Raw genomic sequence first — 21,673 nt, 5'->3', positions numbered from 1 at the left:
GCCCCGTCCTGCGAGGGCGGAGCGACCGGCCGTGCATGGGCCGACGCGGCATCGCGACCGGCGCCTCCGGGCGACCCGGGAGGTCAGGGATCGGGTACGTAGACCGTGAACCACTCGCCGTCGCGCGGGCGGTAGCCGTACGCGTCCAGCAGGCCGTGGACCACCGCGGGCATGTGCCCCGCGCCGTAGACGACGGCCACGGTGATCGGCTCCTGCCACCGCTCGGTGTGAATCCGCGCCAGCGCGGTGAGCAGTTGGCCGTCACGCCGGTCGAGCAGCGCGCGTTCCAGGTCGTTGTCCGCCAGCATCTCCGCGCGGGCCGTCGACGGCAGGTCCTCCACCGTCAGATCCGGATCCAGGAAGACCCGCGGTCCGCGCAGTGCGAAGACCAGGCCCATGACCGGGGCCCAGAAGAGCAGCGACCAGTACAGCCAGCGCGGCAGTTTGCGCAGCTCATCCATCGCTTCGACGGCGCTCACGTCCGGGGACAGTACGGGAACTCCGGGCGGCAGCACGTTCGCCGCGGTCTGCTCCACCAGCCCGTTGCTGCGTCTCAGGGGCGCGAACCGATAGGCCAGCAGCAGCATGGACGCCCGCCACGACTTCCCCGTGATTCCTTCCAGCACGATCAGGTCGCACTCCGCGAGCCGGTCCTTCACCTGCGCGTAGAACGCCGGAGAAGCCACATGGATCATCGGGAAGAGCATGAACTTCAGGGGCGTGTCCTTCCGCCGCATCATGATCACGGCCGAGCGCACCGCGTAGTCGGACACGTCGATGAGCTGCACGAGCCCCCGCCCCCACCCCTGTCCCGGGCGGCCGAGGCCGCACCTCACTGTCGGGCCGCATCAGGGACCGGTCAAGACCCGAAAGCCCGCCATTTCGGCCACGCCCGGCGGGAGGCGGCCGGGCCGGAGGGCAGAATCAGGCAGAACATCTGTCGGCGGACCGCCACCGCGGCACCGGCAGCGGGAGCCGGCCGACCGAGACCGAGGAGATCAGATGGTGCACGAACGGGCCGGACTGCCGGCACAGCCAGGAGATCTGGTGGATGTGGCACGGCTGGTGACGGCCTATTACGCCGTCCACCCCGACCCGGCCGAGGCCGGCCAGCGAGTCGCCTTCGGGACCTCGGGTCACCGGGGCAGCGCCCTGTCGGCCGCCTTCAACGACGACCACATCGCCGCCACCACACAGGCCATCTGCGACTACCGGACACACCAGGGCACCGACGGACCGCTCTACCTCGGCGCCGACACCCACGCGCTGTCCGAACCCGCCCGGGTCACCGCCCTGGAGGTCCTGGCCGCCAACGGCGCCACGGTCCTGATCGATTCGGACGACGGCTACACCCCCACCCCGGCCGTCTCGCACGCCATCCTCACGTACAACCGGAACCGCACCGGCGGCCTGGCCGACGGAGTCGTGGTGACTCCGTCGCACAACCCCCCGGGCGACGGCGGTTTCAAGTACAACCCGCCGCACGGCGGCCCGGCAGGCTCGGACGCCACGTCATGGATTCAGGACCGGGCCAACGCCCTGATCGAGGGCGGGCTCAAGGAGGTCCGCCGCGTCCCGTACGCCCGGGCACGGGCCGCCGACACGACCGGCCGTCATGACTTCCTGACAGCGTACGTGGACGACCTGCCGGCCGTCCTCGACCTGGACGCCGTCCGCGACGCCGGTGTCCGCATCGGCGCCGACCCGCTCGGCGGCGCGTCCGTCGCCTACTGGGGCCGCATCGCCGAACGCCACCGCATCGACCTCACGGTGGTCAACCCGCTCGCCGACCCCACCTGGCGGTTCATGACGCTGGACTGGGACGGGAAGATCCGCATGGACTGTTCCTCCCCGTACGCCATGGCGTCGCTGATCGCGCAGCGCGACGCCTACACCATCGCCACCGGGAACGACGCCGACGCCGACCGGCACGGCATCGTCACCCCCGACGGCGGGCTGATGAACCCCAACCACTATCTCGCCGTCGCCATCCGCTACCTGTACTCCCACCGCGACGGCTGGCCGGCGGGTACGGGCATCGGCAAGACCCTGGTCTCCTCGTCCATGATCGACCGGGTCGCCGCCGACCTCGGCCGCCCGTTGACGGAGGTGCCGGTGGGATTCAAGTGGTTCGTCGACGGTCTCTTCGACGGCAGTCTGGGCTTCGGCGGCGAGGAGTCGGCCGGTGCCTCGTTCCTGCGCCGCGACGGCCGCGTGTGGACCACGGACAAGGACGGCATCCTGCTCGCCCTGCTGGCGTCCGAGATCACCGCCGTCACGGGGTCCACCCCCTCCCAGCACTACAACGAGCTCACGGCCCGGTTCGGCGACCCCTCGTACGCCCGCGTCGACGCCCCTGCGACCCGTGAGGAGAAGGCGGTCCTGGCCGGGCTCTCCCCGGAGCAGGTCACCGCGGACACCCTGGCAGGTGAACCCATCACGGCCGTCCTCACCGAGGCCCCCGGCAACGGTGCGCCCATCGGCGGGCTCAAGGTCTGCACCGACAGCGCCTGGTTCGCCGCCCGTCCCTCCGGGACCGAGGACGTCTACAAGGTCTACGCGGAGAGCTTCCAGGGACCGGATCACCTGGCCGAAGTCCAGGACGAGGCCCGGGCGTTGGTCTCCGCCGCGCTGAACGCCGCGGGATGATCCCGCGCGCCGCGGTGCCGTACGGTGCCGCGGCGCGACCGCGACCGTGTGCCGCTCAGGCGCCGGGAACGGTGTGGTGCACCTGCCGGAGAAACGTCGCGTTGTCCGGAGTGCTGCGGATCTTGGCCAGCAGCGCTTCCAGGGTGGTCTGCCCGTCCCTGGACCGCAGGGCGCGCCGCAGCCCTCGTACGGTCGCCAACTCCGTTGCGGGAAGGAGCAGTTCCTCGCGGCGGGTGCCGGACGGGGCGATGTCGACGGCAGGGAAGACCCGCTTCTCCGCGAGCGAGCGGTCCAGCCGGAGTTCCATGTTGCCGGTGCTCTTGAGCTCTTCGAAGAAGTAGTCGTCGGCCCGGGAGCCGGTCTCCACGAGTGCGGTTGCCAGGATGGTCAGCGAACCGCCCTCCTCGGCCAGACGCGCCGCGCCGAAGATCTGCTTGGGGCCGGTGAGCGCCGCCGCGTCGACACCGCCGCTGAGCGTCCGGCCGCCCGCGCCCGCCGCGTTGTTGTGGGCCCGGCAGAGCCGGGTGAGGGAGTCGAGGAGGATCACCACGTCCCGGCCCTGCTCGACGAGGCGCTTGGCGCGCTCCACGGCGAGTTCGGCAAGGGCGATGTGCTCCTTCGCGGGGCGGTCGAAGGTGGAGGCGTACACCTCGCCCCGTACCGATCGGCGCATGTCCGTGACTTCTTCCGGACGTTCGTCGAGGAGGACCACCATCAGATGGCATTCGGGGTGGTTCGTGGCCACGGCTGCCGCGAGTTGCTGCAGGAGAACGGTCTTGCCGGTACGGGGCGGTGCGACGATCAGCCCGCGCTGGCCCTTCCCGATCGGCGCGACCAGGTCGACGAGGCGCATCGCGGGGCCGCCTGCCGGCGTTTCCAGACGCAGCCGCTCCCGGGGGTGCAGCGGGGTGAGGTCACGGAAGTGCGGCCGGGCCCGAAGGGCCTGCGGTTCAAGGCCGTTGACCCGGTCGACCCGGCTCAGAACACGGGGCCTGTCGCAGGTGCCTTCGACCACATCCCCTCTGCGCAGGCCGTGTCGGCGGATCAGGGAGGACGACACCTGGATGTCGCCGGGGGAGGGATGGCCGCCGTCGGTGCGCAGGGAGCCGTGTCCGCTCTGTGCGGTGTCGAGGACACCGGCGGTGCGTACGGGCTGGTTCTGCTGGGCGACGGGGCGTTCGAGTGTGCTGGTCATGAGAGGGTCCTTTCGCGGACATGGCGAAATGAAGGTCCGGCGAACGGCGGGGCGGTGGAATCACGCCCCGTACACGGGAATGAGAGCCCGGGCCGGACGGAGAGAAACGAGAAGCTGGATCGCCGGTCGTGAAAGGACGGGCGCAACAGCGAGTGGAACGAGAAAAGCACCGGCGCCCGAAAGAAGGGGCGTACACACGTGCCGTTTGCACTGTAGCACGTCCGGCTGTATGTGCCCGGTGAGGAAGGACACTGCCTACCGCGTCGCGTCACCGGTCCGGGACCACACGTCCTGCACGGTCCGGTAGTCGATGACGAAGGCGCCCTCCTCGTCGAGGAGTTCGCGGGCCCGGGCGGACGTCAGGAACTCGTAGTCGGTCAGCCGCACCCGCCAGCCGTCGGGATCGATGGCCCGGGACTCGGCATCGCCGAGACCGGGATGGACGACCGGCCACGCGCTCGCGAAGGTCTCCTGGATTTCGCGTCCCCGCCCGCCTCCCCTGCTGTCTCAGTCGGACTCCGGTGATTCGAGCAGCTCGCGGACCTCGTCGGCAGTGGTCTCCCGGAGTTCCTCCCCGAGGAGCAGCCAGCGGGTGATGCCGACCGAATCGAGGAACGACAGATCGTGACTGGCGATCAGGAGCGCGCCCTCGTAGGAACCGAGCGCGCTCGTCAGCTGCCGGACACTGGCCAGGTCCAGGTTGTTGGTCGGCTCGTCCAGCATCAGCAGTTGCGGGGCCGGTGCGGCGAGCATCGTCGCCGCGAGCGCGGCGCGGAAGCGCTCGCCGCCCGAGAGCGTGCCCGTCGGCTGTTCCGCGCGCGCCCCCTTGAACAGGAAGCGGGCGAGCTGTGCGCGGATGTGGTTGTCGGTGACGCCGGGAGCCATCCGGGCCACGTTCGCCGCGACGCTCAGCTTCTCGTCCAGGATGTCCAGCCGCTGCGGGAGGAACCGCAGGGGTACGTACGTCGTGGCCTCGCCGGACAGCGGGGCGAGCTCCCCGGTGAGGATGCGCAGGAGCGTCGTCTTGCCGGCGCCGTTGCGGCCGACCAGCGCGATGCGTTCGGGACCCTGCACGTGCAGGTTGCCCTCGCGCAGCCTGCCGTACCCGGGGCGCAGCTCGTGCAGGCTCAGGACGGTACGGCCCGCGGGTACGGCGGTGTGCGGAAGGTTCACCCGGATCTCGGCATCGGCGCGGATCGCGTCCGCGGCCTCCTCGCGCCGCTCGCGCGCCTCGCCGAGCCGGTCCTCCTGTACGCCGCGGAGCTTGTCCGCCGACTCCTGCGCGGACCGTTTGCGCTCGCCCGCGACGATACGCGGAGCCCTGCGCTGGGCGTCCATCTTCTTGCTGTGGCGCTCGCGGCGGGCCACCTTGATCCGGGTCTCCTCCAGTTCGCGCTTCTGCCGGCGCACATCGGCCTCGGCGGCCCGCAGCATGCGCCCGGCCGCTTCCTGCTGGGTGGCGAGGGTGTCCTCGTAGACGGACCAGCCGCCCCCGTACCAGCTCACCGCACCGGACCGCAGCTCGGCGATCCGGTCCACGCGTTCCAGCAGTTCGCGGTCGTGGCTGACCACGACCAGCACACCGGAGCGCCAGGAGCCGACGGCGTCGTACAGGCGGCGGCGCGCGAACACGTCGAGGTTGTTGGTCGGCTCGTCGAGGAGCAGGACCTCGGGGCGCTCCAGCAGCAGGGCGGCCAGGCGCAGCAGCACGCTCTCCCCGCCCGACAGCTCGCCCACGGTGCGGTCGAGCCCGACCTCGGCGAGGCCCAGCGAGCCCAGGGTCGCCAGGGCCCGTTCCTCGACGTCCCAGTCGTCACCGACCGTGTCGAAGTGCTTTTCGCCGACGTCTCCCGCCTCGATGGCACGCAGCGCGGCGCGCCGCTCGGCGACGCCCAGGGCCTGGTCGACGCGCAGTGACGTGCCGAGGGTGATGTTCTGCGGAAGGTAGGCGACGCTGCCGGTGACGCTCACCGACCCCTGGGAGGGGTGCAGCCGGCCGGCCAGCAGCCGCAGCAGAGTGGATTTGCCCGAACCGTTGGCACCGACCAGACCGGTGCTGCCGCGGCCGATGGTGAGGGAGAGCCTGTCGAAGACCGGTGTGCCGTCCGGCCAGCGGAACGACAGGGCTGAGGAGGTCACGGCGGCGCTGGGCGCGATGGGGTGGGTCATGAGGATTCTCGCAGTCGCAAACGCAGGGATGGGGGCGTCGTATGCGAGCACCACGCGGCGACCGAACCGGGAAAAGAACGGGGTGTGGGCCTCCGGACAACGAGAGGACGGCCCAGGCACCGAGGTCGCATCCGCGCAGGGTCACGGGCGGCAGGAAGCCGGCTACAGCGTGACGGGCGTACGGCGACTGCCGTACGGCGCGATGATCGCGAACCTCAGATGCGCAACGTCCACCTCTATCGGAGACAACAGGACGTGAAGACTGTACCTGAGGCTCCGGAGTCCGTGCACGGAGATTTAACGACCCGCGGTCGGCCTCCGAGCGACCCGCGGTCGGCCTCCGGGGAGGCCGGCCACGGCACGTCAGTTGGCCGGACCCACACCGTTCCCGGACCCCGACGGGGCGCCGCGGAACGCGCCGAGAATCCGTTCGGCGGCGAGCGTGGCCGTCAACTCCCCTTCGCGTACGCGGTGTTCGAGCGCCGGAGAGAGCTCCCGCACCGCCGGGTGGTTGCGCAGGCTGTCCAGCAGCTCGTCGCGGACCATCGCCCACGTCCAGTCGACCTGCTGCTCCCGGCGCTTCACCGTCAGCCGGCCCGTGGAGTCGAGCAGGGTGCGGTGCTGTTCCAGCCGCTCCCACAGAGTGTCGAGGCCGCTCGACTCGCGGGCGCTGCACGTGAGTACCGGGGGAGTCCATGCGGCGTCCACCGGGTGCATCAGCCGCAGTGCGCCCGCCAGTTCACGCGCCGCCGACCTGGCGTCGCGCTCGTGCGGGCCGTCGGCCTTGTTGACCGCGATGACGTCCGCCAGCTCCAGGACGCCCTTCTTGATGCCCTGGAGCTGGTCGCCCGTCCGGGCGAGGGTCAGCAGCAGGAACGTGTCGACCATGTTGGCGACCGCCGTCTCCGACTGCCCGACCCCGACCGTCTCCACGAGCACGACGTCGAAGCCCGCGGCCTCCATCACCACGATGGATTCGCGGGTGGCCTTGGCCACCCCGCCGAGCGTCCCTGCGCTGGGGGAGGGCCGTACGAAGGCCCGGCTGTCCACGGCCAGCCGTTCCATCCTGGTCTTGTCGCCCAGAATGGAACCGCCGGTCCTGGTGGACGACGGGTCGACGGCCAGCACCGCGACCCGGTGTCCGAGGCCCGTGAGCATGGTGCCCAGTGCGTCGATGAACGTGGACTTCCCCACGCCCGGCACCCCGCTGATACCGATGCGCCGGGCCCGGCCCGCATGCGGCAGCAGTCGGCTCAGCAACTGCTGGGCCAGTACCCGGTGTTCGGCGCGGGTCGACTCGACGAGAGTGATGGCGCGCGCGATGTACGCACGCTTCCCGTCGAGCACCCCTTCCGCGTACCTGTCGATGTCGATGATCGGAGGCATACGGTCAGCGGCTCACAGTTCGTGGCCGAGCGCGGCACCGAGCCGCGTGACCAGGTCGTGGGCCGCGTCCGGGATCACCGTGCCCGGCGGGAACACGGCGGTGGCGCCCGCCGTGTGCAGCGCCTCGATGTCCTGCGGCGGAATCACCCCGCCGACCACGATCATGATGTCCTCGCGGCCCTCCGCCGCCAGCTCCTCGCGGAGCGCCGGTACGAGGGTGAGATGACCGGCGGCCAGCGAGGAGACGCCCACGATGTGCACGTCCGCCTCGACCGCCTGACGTGCGACCTCGCCCGGCGTCTGGAAGAGCGGGCCGACGTCGACGTCGAAGCCCAGGTCGGCGAAGGCCGTGGCGATCACCTTCTGGCCGCGGTCGTGTCCGTCCTGGCCCATCTTCGCGACGAGAATGCGCGGACGACGGCCCTCCGCCTCCTCGAACGCGTCGACAAGCGTGCGGGTGCGGTCCACTGCGGGGGACTCTCCTGCCTCTTTGCGGTACACCCCGGAGATCGTACGGATCTGGCCCGCGTGCCGGCCGTACACCTTCTCCAGTGCGTCCGAGATCTCGCCGACCGTGGCCATCGCCCGGGCCGCGTCGACCGCCAGCGCCAGCAGATTCCCGTCCAGATCCGGACCGGGCTCCCGTCCGGCGGCGGCCGTCAGCGCCCGCAGCGCCTCCTGGCATGCCGCCTCGTCGCGCTCCTCGCGCAGCCGCCGCAGCTTCTCGATCTGCTGGGTGCGGACCGAGGAGTTGTCGACCTTGAGTACGTCGATCTTCTCGTCGGTCTCCACCCGGTACTTGTTGACCCCGATGACCGGCTGGCGCCCGGCGTCGATCCGCGCCTGGGTACGGGCCGCGGCCTCCTCGATCCGGAGCTTGGGGATACCGGCGTCGATGGCCTTGGCCATACCGCCCGCGGCCTCGACCTCCTCGATGTGCTGCCAGGCCCGCTGCGCCAGATCGTGCGTGAGCTTCTCCACGTACGCACTGCCGCCCCACGGGTCGATGACCCGGCAGGTGCCCGACTCCTGCTGGAGCAGCAACTGCGTGTTACGGGCGATCCGCGCCGAGAAGTCCGTCGGCAGGGCCAGCGCCTCGTCCAGCGCGTTGGTGTGCAGCGACTGGGTGTGCCCCTGGGTGGCGGCCATCGCCTCCACACAGGTCCTGGTGACGTTGTTGAACACGTCCTGCGCGGTCAGCGACCACCCCGAGGTCTGCGAATGGGTGCGCAGCGAGAGCGACTTGGCGTTCTTCGGCTCGAACTCCTTGACCAGCTTCGCCCACAGCAGCCGTGCTGCCCTCAGCTTCGCGATCTCCATGAAGAAGTTCATGCCGATCGCCCAGAAGAACGACAGGCGCGGCGCGAACGCGTCGACGTCCAGACCCGCGTCACGACCGGCCCGCAGATACTCCACCCCGTCGGCCAGCGTGTAAGCCAGCTCCAGATCGGCCGTCGCACCGGCCTCCTGGATGTGATAGCCGGAGATGGAGATCGAGTTGTACCGGGGCATCTTCTGCGAGGTGAACGCGAAGATGTCGGAGATGATCCGCATCGAGGGACCCGGCGGGTAGATATAGGTGTTGCGGACCATGAACTCCTTGAGGATGTCGTTCTGAATGGTGCCGGCGAGCTTCTCCGGCGGCACGCCCTGCTCCTCGGCGGCCACGATGTACAGCGCCAGCACGGGGAGCACCGCACCGTTCATCGTCATCGACACCGACATCTTGTCCAGCGGGATGCCGTCGAAGAGCTGACGCATGTCGTAGATCGAGTCGATGGCCACGCCCGCCATGCCCACATCACCCGTCACCCGGGGGTGATCGCTGTCGTAGCCGCGGTGGGTGGGGAGGTCGAAGGCGACCGAGAGTCCCTTCTGCCCGGCCGCGAGGTTACGCCGGTAGAAGGCGTTGGACTCCTCGGCCGTGGAGAAGCCCGCGTACTGCCGGATGGTCCACGGCTGATTGACGTACATCGTCGGGTAGGGGCCGCGCAGATACGGGGCGATGCCCGGATACGTCCCGAGGAAGTCGAGACCCTCCACGTCCTCGTCCGTGTACAGCGGCTTGACCGCGATGCCCTCCGGCGTCTCCCAGAGAAGACCCTCGTCGGACAGGCCGGTCGCCTCCTTCACCGCGCCGCGCCAGCGGTCGGCGGACGCCTCGGGGGCGACGGCCGTACCGAGCGGGACCTCGGAGAAGTCGGGGACCGGGTTACCCGCAGCGGTTCCGGGGGCGGTTCCGGGGTTCTGCATCACGCCACTCCCATGCGGTCGAGTACGGAGGAGAGGACGGCGACCACATCGCAGCCGGCGAAGACATAACCGTCGACACCGGTGTACTCGCCGGGCCGGCCCGCGAGGAACACCTGCTCGGCGCCCGCTGCCTTCAGGGCGGCGGCGACCGAGTCGGCCTGCTCGGCGTAGAGCGCGTCACTGGAACAGAGACAGGCGACCGTCGCACCACTGGCGGCGAAGGCGTCGGCGACCGTGGAGGCGTCCACCGAATCGGGATCATGGACGGGCTCGATGCCACCGGCCCGGAAGAGATTCGACGCGAACGACGCCCGCGCCGTGTGCGTCGCGGCCGGACCCAGCGCGGCGAGGAACACCGTGGGGCGGGCGCCCGAGGCCGTCACATGGGCATCGGACCGGGTCCGCAGCGCCTCGAACGCCTCGTCCCGGCGGACCTTCGGCAGACCGCCGCCCGAGGCGGTGGGCGCCGGTTCGCGCTCCACGGGGGGCTCCGCCAGATTCGGGAACTCGCTGACCCCGGTCACCGGCTCCTTGCGGCGCGCCAGATTCCTGCTGCGGGCAGCCCAGGTGGCGGCGAGCCGTTCACCGGCCATTCCGGAGCGCAGGGCGGCGGCCTGGCCACCAGCTCGCTCGATCTCCTGGAAGAACTCCCAGGCGGCGGCGGCCAGTTCGGCGGTGAGCCGCTCCACGTACCAGGAGCCGCCCGCCGGGTCGATGACCCGCGCCAGATGCGACTCCTCCATCAGGATCGTCGAGGTGTTGCGTGCGATGCGCCGCGCGAACGCGTCGGGCAGGCCCAGAGCGTGGTCGAACGGCAGCACGGTCACGGAATCCGCCCCGCCGACACCCGCCCCGAGACACGCCAGCGTGGTCCGCAGCATGTTCACCCAGGGATCGCGGCGCGTCATCATGACCGACGAGGTCACCGCGTGCTGCCGCTGCGCCCCGGCGTCCACGGATCCGCACACCTCGGCGACCCGCGCCCAGAGCAGACGCGCGGCGCGCAGTTTGGCGATCGTCAGGAACTGGTCGGCGGTGGCCGCGAACCGGAACTCCAGTTGGGCACATGCCGCTTCGACGGAGAGGCCGGCGCCCGTCAGCGCCCGCAGGTAAGCAACTCCGGTCGCCAGCGAGAAGCCCAGCTCCTCGGCGGCCGAACCGCCGGCCTCGTGGTACGGCAACGCGTCCACGGTCAGCGCGCGCAGACCGGGGTACTCGCGGTCGCAGACCTGCGCCCAGCGGACGGCGGCGTCGAAGTCCGGCTCCGTGCCGGTGCGGGCCGCGTGGCCCAGCGGGTCCGCGCCGAGACTGCCGCGCACGGCTTCCTTCGGTACGCCCCGCTCCTCGTTGAGCCGTAGCAACTCCCGTACGGCGGGCTCGAATTCACCGCCCGCGTCGAGTGAGACGGGGGCCAGGTCGAGAAGGACGCCGTCCAGGGCCCGGGCGAGGCCGGAGGCCGGAATCCCGGCGGGCCCGCCCACGGCCAGCCACAGGGACGTGGCGCCGTTCTCCAGATCGGCGAGTACGGCCTCGTTGAGGCGCGCGGGATCCGTCAGGGTGTGGCGCTGGCGCACGTCCCAGCCGCCCGCGGTGTTCCCCTCGGCCCTGCCACCCCTGGTGAAGGGTGCGAAGCCGGGCAAACCGGTACCGGGCGAGGTGTCGTTCGAGGTGTAGAGGGGCCGGGTGGTGAGCCCGTCCTCCAGCGCGGTGGACAGCACTTCCTCGGCGGCCGTGCCCGTGACTTCCTTGCCCGACTTGCGGAGCACGCCTTCGACAAGGTGCTGCCACTGTTCGTGGGAAGGGTCAGGGAACTCGGCGGCCAGAGGAAGCCCGTCAGCAGGCAGGACCGTCATGCTCAGATGCTAGGGCAGCCACTTGGGCCGCAGCGTTGGACCGGCTGTGACCTTGCCCTCTCCGGGTCGTACTTGATCCTTTACGGACCGTGGCGTATCCGGGGCGGCCGGGGTGTGACCCGGGCGCCCCACTCGGCGGGGAGAATCGGCCGTGCGGTGCCTATTATGTGGAAGTCTCCCGCTGTGTCACTGAATGATCATGAATGCTGGTTTTCGGAGACGGGTCCCGGCGTTCTCCTTTGTCGAAGTTCGCACTGCATGCGACGTTGATCCTGGCCTGTGCAGTTCGTCGGGAAAGAGGCAGATAATCATGCAGACCGCCCGGGCCGTCCCGGCCGCCACCGTCTTCAATCTCCGCGACCTGGGTGGCATCACCCTCGCGCGCGACCGCAGGATGCGGCAGGGAATCCTGCTGCGCTCGGGGCAACTGAGCGACCTCGACACCGAGCGCGACATCGCGGTGGCCGCGCTCGGTATCCGTACCGTCGTCGACCTGCGTACCGCCGACGAGCGGCAGTGGGCCCCGGACCGGCTGCCTTCGGGTGCGCGGCTGTTCGTCGCCGATGTACTCAGGGACAAGCCGGGCGTCACCCCTGCCCGGCTCAAGGCGCTGCTGTCCGATCCGGAGCGGGCAGAGAAGGTGCTCGGCGGCGGCAGGGCCGAGGGGCTGTTCGTGGAGACGTACCGGCAGATGGTGCTCTCGCCCGGTGCCGCGGCCGCCTGCCGGGCCTTTCTGGAGACGGCGGCCGATCGGCGGGCCAGGCCCGTCCTCTTCCACTGTACGGCGGGCAAGGACCGCACCGGCTGGGCCGCCGCACTCCTCCTGCTGATCGCCGGTGCCTCGAGGGAGGCGGTGCGGGCGGAGTTCCTGGCCGTCAACCCGGCCGTACGGGCCGCCTTCGCACCGTACGTCCAGGACTTCCTCGATGCGGGCGGCTGCCCGGACATCGCCTCCGCGGTCGCCGAGGTCCGTCCCCGCTATCTGGATGCGGCCCTGGATGCCGTGGACGAGCGGTGGGGCGGGCTCGACGGCTACTTGCGGGACGGACTGCGGCTGCCTCAGCCGGTGGTGGAGCGGCTGCGCGGCGAACTCACCGTCCCCGCCTGATCCCGCACGGGCGCAATAGGCGGCACAACCAGCTTGACTTGATACCCCCAGGGGGTATGCTGATGAGTGTCGGAAGCAGACCCGTCACCTGCTGGGGAGACCGCCATGAACACCGGACTGAAGATCACCGCGTACGCTGCCGCGCTCGCCGCGACGTTCGGTACCGCGTACGGCGTAGGCCAGGGCGCCGACCCCGTGTTCGACACTGCGCCGCAGCACGCCGGTCAGCACGCCGCACAGGAGAAGCAGGGGAAGCAGGGGAAGCACGCCGACGGTCGCGGCCGGTGACCGCAGCGAGATCCGGTTCGCCATCACGGACGACCACGGCGACAACGTCACCGACTACCGCCGCGAACACGGCAAGGAACTCCACTTCATCCTGGCCTCGCGCGACCTCACCACCTTCCGCCATCTGCATCCGGTGCGGGCGGCGGACGGCACCTGGTCGGTCCCTGTCGAACTTCCCGCCGCCGGTGGCTACCGCGCGTTCGCCGACTTCACCCCCGCCGGTGAGCGGAGCGCGAACCACACGCTCGGCGTCGATCTCGCCGTGGCCGGGGCCTTCAGCCCCGCGAAGATGCCGCCCGTCCGCACCGTCGCAGGGGCCGACGGCTGCCGGGTCGCACTCGACGGCGGGCTGCGCGCAGGCAAGCCCGGTGAACTCGCCCTGACCGTCAGCAAGGACGGCAGGCCGGTCACCGACCTCCAGTCCGACCTCGGTGCGTACGGGCATCTGGTGGCCCTGCGCTCCGGCGACCTGGCCTACCTGCACGTCCACCCGAACGAGGGCGGGCCCGGCCCGGAGGTCTCTTTCACCGCGACAGGGCCCAGCGCCGCCACCTATCGGCTCTTCCTCGACTTCCAGCACGAGGGCAAGGTCCCGCACCGCCTCGTTCACCGTCGATGCGGCCGCAGCGGACCACTGACGGCCCGGGTGCTGCCTCCGGGTATCGTGAACGAACACATGCGTAATACTCGCTCTATGAGATCAACTGTTACGGAGCCGGGCGGGACCGTGGCGATCAGGCGGGCGACCGCCCGGGACGCCAAGCGGCTGACCCGGCTGGTCAGGACCTCGCGCGCCTACGAAGGTCCCTACGCGCCCATGGTCGAGGGCTACCGGATCGGTCCCGACTACATCGAGACCCACCAGGTGTTCGTGGCCGCCGACACCGCCACCGGCCAGGTGCTGGGCTTCTACGCGCTGATCATCTCGCCCCCCGAGCTCGACCTGATGTTCGTCGGCGACGAGGCCCAGGGGCGCGGCATCGGGCGCAGGTTCATCGGCCATCTGAAGGAGGAGGCGCGGTGTGCCGGTGTGACCGCCGTACGCATCGTCTCGCACCCGCCGGCCGAGGGTTTCTACCGCAGCATGGGTGCCGAACCGGTCGGAACCGTCCTGGCCAACCCGCCCGCGGTGATGTGGGACCGGCCCGAGCTGATGCTCGGCATCGACTGACCTGCTCCCGCCGGTACGCGAAGGGGCCGGGCCGGGTCCTGGAGCAGGCCCGGCCGGGCCCCTTCGGGTCTGTTACGACCAGCCGCCGTAGGGGACCGTCAGGATCTCCATGAAGTGACCACTCGGATCGGGGAAGTACACACCCCGTCCGCCGTCATTGCGGTTGATCTCGCCAGGAAGCTTCTGTTGAGGGTCCGCGAAGTACGGGATTCCCAGCTCCTGGATACGGGCGAAAGCCACGTCGAACTCCGCCTCCGAAATGAGGAAGGCGTAGTGCTGCGGGGTGATCGACTCGGCGGGAATGGTCGCGAAATCCAGAGTGATGTCGTTCGCGAGCGGGAGCGGGACGAAGGGGCCCCATTGCTCGCCGGCTTCCAGACCCAGAATGTGCGCCAGGAACTCGGCGGACTCCCGATTGTTCCGGCAATGAACGATGGTGTGATTCAGCTTGACCGACACTGTGGAATGCCTCCAACGGGCATCTCACGGGCTACCTCCACGCCTCACCCGGCCGGTGACCGACGCGCGATGCCTTGCGGACGATCCTAGGCGAATGATCCCGCGCCGTCGAGGCACTTGCCGCTTCGCCGTATGGTGCGGGGACGGCTGAGTGACACCATTGGAAGGCATGGCCCCCAGGGACGGAGGCATTCCGTGGCATCGGCATCGAGCGGCGGGGAAGGCACGCACCGCGACAGCGGCCGGCGGCGGAACGACGGCCGCGAGGAGACCGAGGAGGAGCGGGCCGACCGGCGGTGGAACGACCTGCTTCAGGAACTGCGGGTCGTTCAGACCGGCGTACAGATCCTGTTCGGTTTTCTGCTCGCCGTGGTTTTCCAGCCCCGGTTCACCACCCTTTCGGACATCGACCGCGGCATCTACGTGGTGACCGTACTGCTGGGATCGGCGACGGTGGCCGCGCTGATCGGGCCGGTGTCGTACCACCGGCTGCTGACCGGTCGGCGGGTGAAACCGCAGACCGTCACCTGGGCCTCGCGGGTGACCGTCGTGGGGCTCGTGCTGCTGTTCTGCACGATGTGCTCCGCCCTGCTTCTCATCATGAGGGTGACGCTGCACAATTCCCTGGCCCTGTGGCTCGTGGGAGCCATGGCGCTGTGGTTCCTCGCATGCTGGTTCGTCATCCCGCTCCGGGCCCGGGCGCGGAGCGCCGATCCGCGGTTGGAGGACGGCTCGGGGCCCGCCGAGCGGTCCGGTCCGGACCTCTGAGCTCAGTCCTCGGAGATATCCGGGGTCCGGACGTCCGTGACGGTGAAGAGCCCGCCGGCGGGGTCCCGCAGGGTCGCCTCGCTCCCGTGGTGGACCGGGCGCCGCTCGACGAGACCCCCGCCGTGCTCCAGCGCGGACGTCACGGTCCCCTCCACGTCCGCCACAGGGAACTGGACCTGCCAGTGCGGGCGCACCATGGGGTCCGGTGCGGATTCGACCGCGCCGGAGCTGATGCGGGCGAGCGGCCGTCCCTCGCACCGCACGATGACCTCGTCCTTCACGTAGGCCACCTCGCAGCTGCCGGGATTCCCGCTGGCCCAGTCGAGAACCTCGCCGTAGAAGATCGCGGCGTCGAAGGCGTTCCTCGTCCGCAGCCGGAGCCAGGCGTGGGAGTGGTCGGCGGGGGCGGGGGGAGCGGTGCTGGGCTCGGTCCGCTCCCAGACTCCGAACACGGCGCCGTCCCGGTCGGACGCCAGGGCCGCGCGTCCCTTGCCGAACGCCAGCGGGCCGACGGCGACCGTTCCGCTGCGCTCGCGGATGCGGGCGGTGGTCGTATCGGCGTCCGCGACGGCGAAGTACGGAATCCACGCCACGGCCACCTGAAAGGCGGACGCCCCCGCCGCGATACCGGCGACCGGCACGTTGTCGCGGCGCGCCACGGAGAATTCCCGGCTCATCCGGCTGGGCCGGAACGTCCAGCCCAGCACCGCGCCGTAGAAATACTGCGCGGCGTCCAGGTCGCTGGTCAGCAGATTGACCCAGCAGGGCGCGGCGGGCCCGGTCAATGGCGCCGCCGTCCGGCTCGTCCGCGGTTCGCTTCCGGTCATGGTCCCACTGCCTTCGTCGGTTCTGCGGCATGACGTACTCGGTGCCGCGGGGCCAGAACCAGCCTCATCGCACGTGGGCACTCCCGCAACACGCGACCGGGGCGGCCCGGCAGGACCGTCAGCCGCGACGGCCTGCCGGGCGGGCGGTCACCGGGTTTCGCGCGGCGGTTCCGTGTCGGGCGGGATCACCTGGTTGCCGTGGTCGCCGAGCTGGTACGGGGAGAGCCCGCGCCTGTCCTCGGGGAAGTGGTCCGAGCCGTGCTTCCCGCTCTCCTCGATATGGGTGCGGTGTTCCGGCTTGTGCGGCTGTTCCTCTGGGCTCGGCGGCGGCGGCTCCTCGTCCCGGCGGCGCTTGCCCCACCAGAAGGCGCCGATGAGCAGGGCCACCACGGCGATCCCGGCGATGGGCATGACAATGCCGACGGGGCCACCGCCCTCGGCGAGGGCGGCGGCGAGGGAGCTGTGCGCTCCGTTCGTTACGTCCATGCTTGCCGAATACCCCGGAGGCCCATTTACAGTCGGGTATCGGCGTTAATTCATGTTTTGTGACGATCTGAGAAGAAATGCGTTTCGCTTGCGCGTCCCGTTCGTGTCGCAGTCGTCCGGCTGCGGGGTGAGCCTGGAGGGGAGAGCCGTCAGGCCCGACCGGAAGGAATCACGGTGAACAGCACGGCAGAGCAGGCACCCGGTCATCAGGAGAGCCGGGACGTAGTAGTGGCGGTCACGGGATGTGCGAAGGAGGATGCGCGGACCGTGTTCGACGTACTGCGCCGCTCCTTCGTCTCCGACCGTGCGGCGGAGGACGAACCCCAGGAGGCGTCGCAGACGCGCCCGACCGTGTGGTTCGCGACCGTCGATGTGAGCGAGACCAGGGCCTCGGACGCGCCCGCGCAGCTGACCGCGCCGGTGATCGTGGACGTGCAGGGCGGTTACTGGGCGGTCGACCGCTTCCGTCGGCACCTCGCCGAGTCGTTCGCCGTACAGATGGTCGGAATGGCCGCCGGCGACCAGGAGGAGGAGGTACGGCTGAAGCTGGGCAACCGGTAGCCCGATCGGCGTCAGGTGCCGACCGGTCCGCCACGGTCCCGCGCAGACTCCCGTGCATCTGGTAGGAACCAGGGCAAAAGCCTCGGATCCGGAAGGTGCTCGCGCATGGACCCCACCAGTCCCGGGGAAGGCGGTACCGGCCACGTCCTGGCCGCCGCCTACGACCGGTCGACGCTCACCCTGCATATCAACGGGACCGCACGGACCCTGACGCTCGATCACCGCACCACCGTCCTGGACGCGCTGCGCCAGTACCTCGGTCTCACCGGTGCCAAGAAGGGCTGCGACCACGGCCAGTGCGGTGCGTGCACCGTGATCGTCGACGGGCGGCGGGTCAACAGCTGTCTCCTGTTCGCCGTGGCCCACGACGGTGCCCACGTCACCACCGTCGAAGGGCTGGCCGACAGGGACCGCCTGCACCCCGTCCAGCAGGCGTTTCTGGACCGGGACGCCCTCCAGTGCGGCTACTGCACCCCGGGCCAGATCTGCTCGGCCGTCGGCATGCTCGGTGAGGCGGCCGACGGGTTCCCCTCCCATGCCACGCCGCACGACGACCTGGCCGCGCCGTACGACGGCGCCCCCGTCCCGCCGGCCTCCCTCGGGCGGGAAGAGATCCGGGAACGGATGAGCGGCAATCTCTGCCGCTGCGGCGCCTACCCCCGGATCGTCGAGGCCATCGAGGACGTGGCGCCGTGAAACCGTTCGGCTATCTGCGCCCTGCCTCCGTGGCGGAGGCCGTCCGTGCGGGTGCGGGCCACCCCGGGGCCCGGTTCCTGGGCGGCGGCACCAACCTCGTCGACCTCATGAAACTCGGTGTCGAGACACCTGGTCTGCTCATCGACGTCAGCCGACTGCCCCTGGACCATGTGACCACCACCCCCGAAGGCGGCGTACGGATCGGCGCGACGGTACGCAACAGTGACCTCGCCGCGCACCCCGCCGTACGCACCCGCTACCCCGCACTGTCGCAGGCCCTGCTCGCCGGCGCGTCCGGGCAGCTGCGGAACGCCGCCACCACCGGCGGAAACCTGCTCCAGCGCACCCGCTGCCCGTACTTCCAGGACATCTCCAAGCCGTGCAACAAGCGGACGCCGGGCGCCGGGTGTCCGGCCCGGGAGAGTTCCCATCGCGACCTCGCCGTCCTCGGGTACTCCGACCGGTGCGTCGCCGTCGGCCCCTCGGACATGGCCGTCGCCTTCGCCGCCCTCGACGCCACGGTCCGGCTGCACGGCCCCGAAGGCGAACGGACCGTATCCGTCACCGACTTCCACCGGCTGCCGGGCGAGAGCCCCGACCAGGACACCACGATCCGGCCGGGCGAGCTGATCACCGAAGTGGTGCTGCCGCCCGGCCCCGACAACGCCGTCTCCCTCTACCGCAAGGCCCGCGACCGCGCCTCCTACGCCTTCGCCCTGGCCTCCGTCGCCGTGGTGCTGGACGTGCGCGACGGCCGCGTCGAGCACGTTGCCCTCGCTTTCGGGGGCCTCGCCCACCAGGCCTGGCGCGCCCGCGCGGCCGAAGAGGTGCTGCGGGGCGCCCCCGCCACGCACGACACCTTCGTGCGGGCGGTACACGCCGAACTCGACGCGGCACGTCCCCTGCGCGGCAACGCCTTCAAGGTGGACCTCGCCCGCAATCTGGCCGTCGGCGCGCTCACCGAGCTCACCGCCCGAGTCGCATCGCCCGGCACACCCCGCACCTGAGGAACCGAGGACTCCCGTATGAGCCACGCCCACCAGTCCACGGGCGCGCCCGTCGTCCGTCGCGAGGGCCGGGACAAGGTCACCGGCGCCGCGCGCTACGCAGCGGAGCACGCCCCGCCCGGCTGTCTGCGGGCGTGGCCCGTCCCCGCCACCGTCGCCCGCGGACGGATCACCGCGATCCGGACCGCCGACGCCCTCGCTGTCCCGGGCGTGCACACCGTCCTCACCCACGACAACGCCCCGCGACTGAAGGAGCCGGACGACCCGATCCTCGCGGTCCTCCAGAACGACCGTGTCCCGCACCGCGGGTGGCCCGCCGCGCTCGTGGTCGCCGACACGCTCGAAGCCGCCCGCGCCGGGGCGCGCGCGGTGCGGATCGAGTACGAGACCAGCGAGCACGATGTCGTCCTCACCGACGACCATCCGGGGCTCTACACACCCGAGCAGGCGAACGGCGGCTACCCCGCCGTCCGCGAACGCGGCGACTTCGACGGGGCGTACGCCGTGGCCCCGGTCCGCATCGACGCCACGTACACCCTTGAGGCCCTCCACAACCACCCCATGGAGCCGCACGCCTCCACCGCGCGGTGGGCCGACGACCACCTGACCGTCCACGACTCCAGTCAGGGCGCCACCAAGGTGCGCGACAGCCTCGCCCAGGCGTTCGGGCTCCGCACCGGGCAGATCACCGTCGTCTCCGAGCACGTCGGCGGAGGATTCGGCTCCAAGGGCACCCCGCGTCCCCAGGTCGTGCTGGCGGCCATGGCCGCACGGCACACCGGGCAGCCGGTCGAACTCGCCATGCCGCGGCAGCAGTTGGCCGCCGTGGTGGGCCACAGGGCGCCCACTGTGCAGCGGGTACGGCTCGGCGCCGACGACGACGGTGTGATCAGCGCGCTGGCCCACGAGATCGTCACGCACACCTCCACCGTCAAGGAATTCGTCGAGCAGGCCGCCGTGCCCGCGCGCACCATGTACACCTCGCCCCACAGCCGTACCGTGCACCGGGTGACCGCCCTCGACGTGCCCAGCCCGTCCTGGATGCGCGCACCGGGGGAGGCGTCGGGGATGTACGCCCTGGAGTCGGCCATGGACGAACTGGCCTGCGCCCTGGGCGTCGACCCCATCGAGCTGCGCCTGCGCAACGAACCGGCGGCCGAGCCGGACAGCGGACTTCCGTTCAGCAGCCGCAACCTCGCGGCCTGTCTGCGGGACGGTGCCGAACGGTTCGGCTGGCACGGCCGCGACCGGCAGCCCGCCGTCCGGCAGGAGGGGCCGCTGCTGATCGGCACCGGGGTGGCCTCGGCGACGTACCCCGTACTCGTCGTCCCTTCCACCGCATCGGCCCACGCCGCGCCCGACGGCTCGTACCGCATCCGGACCAACGCCACCGACATCGGGACCGGCGCCCGTACCGTCCTCGCCCAGATCGCCGCCGCGGCGCTGGACACCCCCGTGGAGAACGTGGCCGTCGAGATCGGCAGCAGCGACCTGCCCAACGCCCCACTGGCCGGGGGCTCCTCCGGTACGGCCTCCTGGGGGTGGGCGGTGCACAAGGCGGCCACGGCCCTGGCCGGCCGGCTGCGCGCGCACACCGGACCGGTCCCGGACGACGGGATCACCGTCACCGCCGACACCGAGCAGGAGGCGGCGAAGGAGCCGCCGTACGCCCGGCACGCGTTCGGCGCGCAGTTCGCCGAAGTCGCGGTCGACTCCCTCACCGGCGAGGTGCGCGTACGGCGCCTGCTCGGTGTCTACGCCGCCGGGCGCATCCTCAACGCCCGCACCGCACGCTCCCAGTTCATCGGCGGCATGGTCATGGGCCTGGGCATGGCTCTGACCGAGGGCAGCACCATGGACCCGGTCTTCGGCGACTTCACCGAGAGCGACCTGGCCTCCTACCATGTGCCGGTCTGCGCCGACGTCCCCGATATCCGCGTCCACTGGATCGAGGAGGACGACCCGCACCTCAACCCCATGGGCAGCAAGGGCATCGGGGAGATCGGCATCGTCGGTACCGCCGCCGCCATCGGGAACGCGGTGCGCCACGCCACCGGCGCCCGGCTGCGCGCACTGCCGCTCACCCCCGACAAGCTGTTGCCCTACCTGCCGTGAGCGCGCCCGTTCGGCCCCGATCCGGGGCGGCCTCGGACTCGCTGACCTGCTGGAAGCGCTCATTTGTTGCGATAATGGCTCCTCCGGGTCACCCTAATGAGTGACCCAGAAGTGATGACTGCTCACGCTTCGTATTCGGGGGTCGTTGGTTCAACAAGGTGAAGCATGTGGGCCTCGCGGTGAGGAGCCTCGACGATGACCGTTCCACTCGACCGGCGCTATCAGGTCGAACTGCACGTATCGGCAGAGCGCGTTTCCCAGCTGCGGCGCATAGTTGCCGCGCACCTTCGTCACTGGAGTCTTGATCTGCACGTCCGGCCGGTGTGCCGGGCTGCCGAGGAGCTCCTGACAAACGTCCACCGTCATGTCGGCGACGACAACAAGGCCGTCGTCGAACTCCGCTGGACGGGCCGGCACCTCACGGTGTCCGTTGCCGACAACGGCAGCGAGATGCCGAAGCTGCTCAGCGGTGGTGGCGGCGGCCTCAGCCGCGTCATGGCTCTGAGCGACAGCTGGGGCACCTGCCGCACCACCGAGGGCAAGGTTGTCTGGTTCACCCGCTACGCCCAGGCGCCGCGGAGCACTGAACTGGTGCCGCATCCGCCGCTGCCCGGCGTACGCGAAGCGCGGGAACTGCCGGTTCCCGTCCTCGTATGACAGCGCTGTCGGTAACGACCCGGCC

General features: G+C 70.7%; 19 protein-coding genes and 1 pseudogene. 10 read left to right on the top strand and 10 right to left on the bottom strand.

Features of this window, described 5'->3' with window-relative positions:
• Nucleotides 1-83: 83 nt before the first annotated feature.
• Entirely contained in the window at nucleotides 84-788 is a 705-nt protein-coding gene (locus ACFT7S_RS19755; protein WP_382733478.1) for a hypothetical protein, read from the bottom strand.
• Nucleotides 789-1,002: 214 nt separating this feature from the next.
• Between ACFT7S_RS19755 and pgm the strand changes: the two genes are divergently transcribed.
• Nucleotides 1,003-2,649: a phosphoglucomutase (alpha-D-glucose-1,6-bisphosphate-dependent) gene (gene pgm / locus ACFT7S_RS19750; RefSeq protein WP_382733475.1), complete on the top strand. Its 1,647-nt coding sequence runs from the start codon at nucleotides 1,003-1,005 to the stop codon at nucleotides 2,647-2,649.
• 55 nt (nucleotides 2,650-2,704) lie between these two features.
• Here pgm and rho read toward each other — a convergent pair whose 3' ends face one another.
• The 6 genes from rho to mutA form a co-directional block, all read right to left on the bottom strand.
• Complete coding sequence (gene rho / locus ACFT7S_RS19745; protein WP_382733472.1) at nucleotides 2,705-3,844, bottom strand: transcription termination factor Rho; 1,140 nt, start codon at nucleotides 3,842-3,844, stop codon at nucleotides 2,705-2,707.
• Between the two features lie 255 nt (nucleotides 3,845-4,099).
• Nucleotides 4,100-4,231, bottom strand: coding sequence for a hypothetical protein (locus ACFT7S_RS19740; protein ID WP_382733469.1), 132 nt, complete (start codon nucleotides 4,229-4,231; stop codon nucleotides 4,100-4,102).
• 120 nt (nucleotides 4,232-4,351) lie between these two features.
• A complete protein-coding gene (locus ACFT7S_RS19735) occupies nucleotides 4,352-6,013 on the bottom strand; it encodes an ABC-F family ATP-binding cassette domain-containing protein (RefSeq protein ID WP_382733465.1) in 1,662 nt (553 codons plus the stop codon).
• A gap of 363 nt (nucleotides 6,014-6,376) precedes the next feature.
• Complete coding sequence (gene meaB / locus ACFT7S_RS19730) at nucleotides 6,377-7,399, bottom strand: methylmalonyl Co-A mutase-associated GTPase MeaB (protein WP_382733463.1); 1,023 nt, start codon at nucleotides 7,397-7,399, stop codon at nucleotides 6,377-6,379.
• A 12-nt stretch (nucleotides 7,400-7,411) separates the two neighbouring features.
• Nucleotides 7,412-9,652 (bottom strand): methylmalonyl-CoA mutase, encoded by a 2,241-nt coding sequence (gene scpA / locus ACFT7S_RS19725; protein WP_382733460.1) that lies wholly within the window; start codon nucleotides 9,650-9,652, stop codon nucleotides 7,412-7,414.
• Nucleotides 9,652-11,505 carry a methylmalonyl-CoA mutase small subunit gene (gene mutA / locus ACFT7S_RS19720; protein ID WP_382733458.1) on the bottom strand — a complete coding sequence of 618 codons (1,854 nt, stop codon included), beginning with the start codon at nucleotides 11,503-11,505 and terminating at the stop codon, nucleotides 9,652-9,654. The genes scpA and mutA overlap by 1 nt, the downstream gene beginning before the upstream one ends.
• Before the next feature lie 310 nt (nucleotides 11,506-11,815).
• On the opposite strand from mutA, the gene ACFT7S_RS19715 reads away from it, so the two are divergent.
• The 3 genes and pseudogenes from ACFT7S_RS19715 to ACFT7S_RS19705 all read left to right on the top strand — a co-directional run bounded on the left by ACFT7S_RS19715 (nucleotide 11,816) and on the right by ACFT7S_RS19705 (nucleotide 14,072).
• A complete protein-coding gene (locus ACFT7S_RS19715) occupies nucleotides 11,816-12,613 on the top strand; it encodes a tyrosine-protein phosphatase (RefSeq protein WP_382733455.1) in 798 nt (265 codons plus the stop codon).
• 105 nt (nucleotides 12,614-12,718) lie between these two features.
• Nucleotides 12,719-13,539, top strand: a pseudogene (locus tag ACFT7S_RS19710) (hypothetical protein).
• 56 nt (nucleotides 13,540-13,595) lie between these two features.
• Nucleotides 13,596-14,072: a GNAT family N-acetyltransferase gene (locus ACFT7S_RS19705; protein WP_382733452.1), complete on the top strand. Its 477-nt coding sequence runs from the start codon at nucleotides 13,596-13,598 to the stop codon at nucleotides 14,070-14,072.
• Nucleotides 14,073-14,144: 72 nt separating this feature from the next.
• On the opposite strand, the gene ACFT7S_RS19700 is transcribed toward ACFT7S_RS19705, so the two are convergent.
• Nucleotides 14,145-14,531 carry a VOC family protein gene (locus ACFT7S_RS19700; protein ID WP_382733449.1) on the bottom strand — a complete coding sequence of 129 codons (387 nt, stop codon included), beginning with the start codon at nucleotides 14,529-14,531 and terminating at the stop codon, nucleotides 14,145-14,147.
• 195 nt (nucleotides 14,532-14,726) lie between these two features.
• Here ACFT7S_RS19700 and ACFT7S_RS19695 point away from each other — a divergent pair, with 195 nt between their 5' ends.
• Entirely contained in the window at nucleotides 14,727-15,299 is a 573-nt protein-coding gene (locus ACFT7S_RS19695) for a DUF6328 family protein (RefSeq protein WP_382733446.1), read from the top strand.
• Between the two features lie 2 nt (nucleotides 15,300-15,301).
• Here ACFT7S_RS19695 and ACFT7S_RS19690 read toward each other — a convergent pair whose 3' ends face one another.
• Together ACFT7S_RS19690 and ACFT7S_RS19685 are read right to left on the bottom strand one after the other, a co-directional pair.
• The gene (locus ACFT7S_RS19690; RefSeq protein WP_382733444.1) at nucleotides 15,302-16,126 is read right to left on the bottom strand and encodes a VOC family protein; all 825 of its coding nucleotides are present in this window, start codon (nucleotides 16,124-16,126) and stop codon (nucleotides 15,302-15,304) included.
• 147 nt (nucleotides 16,127-16,273) lie between these two features.
• Nucleotides 16,274-16,612 (bottom strand): DUF6479 family protein, encoded by a 339-nt coding sequence (locus tag ACFT7S_RS19685; protein WP_382733441.1) that lies wholly within the window; start codon nucleotides 16,610-16,612, stop codon nucleotides 16,274-16,276.
• 174 nt (nucleotides 16,613-16,786) lie between these two features.
• Between ACFT7S_RS19685 and ACFT7S_RS19680 the strand changes: the two genes are divergently transcribed.
• From ACFT7S_RS19680 to ACFT7S_RS19660, 5 genes are all read left to right on the top strand, one after another.
• Nucleotides 16,787-17,173 carry a hypothetical protein gene (locus tag ACFT7S_RS19680; protein WP_382733439.1) on the top strand — a complete coding sequence of 129 codons (387 nt, stop codon included), beginning with the start codon at nucleotides 16,787-16,789 and terminating at the stop codon, nucleotides 17,171-17,173.
• 105 nt (nucleotides 17,174-17,278) lie between these two features.
• Nucleotides 17,279-17,869 carry a 2Fe-2S iron-sulfur cluster-binding protein gene (locus tag ACFT7S_RS19675; protein WP_382733437.1) on the top strand — a complete coding sequence of 197 codons (591 nt, stop codon included), beginning with the start codon at nucleotides 17,279-17,281 and terminating at the stop codon, nucleotides 17,867-17,869.
• A complete protein-coding gene (locus tag ACFT7S_RS19670) occupies nucleotides 17,866-18,876 on the top strand; it encodes an FAD binding domain-containing protein (RefSeq protein WP_382733435.1) in 1,011 nt (336 codons plus the stop codon). Before ACFT7S_RS19675 ends, ACFT7S_RS19670 begins: the two co-directional genes overlap by 4 nt.
• Before the next feature lie 18 nt (nucleotides 18,877-18,894).
• Nucleotides 18,895-20,991: a xanthine dehydrogenase family protein molybdopterin-binding subunit gene (locus ACFT7S_RS19665; RefSeq protein WP_382733432.1), complete on the top strand. Its 2,097-nt coding sequence runs from the start codon at nucleotides 18,895-18,897 to the stop codon at nucleotides 20,989-20,991.
• 195 nt (nucleotides 20,992-21,186) lie between these two features.
• Nucleotides 21,187-21,648, top strand: coding sequence for an ATP-binding protein (locus tag ACFT7S_RS19660; RefSeq protein WP_382733430.1), 462 nt, complete (start codon nucleotides 21,187-21,189; stop codon nucleotides 21,646-21,648).
• Nucleotides 21,649-21,673: the final 25 nt, after the last annotated feature.

The organism is Streptomyces sp. NPDC057136, assembly GCF_042670885.1.
Lineage (GTDB): Bacteria > Actinomycetota > Actinomycetes > Streptomycetales > Streptomycetaceae > Streptomyces.
This window is presented reverse-complemented; position numbering and strand designations above follow the sequence as displayed.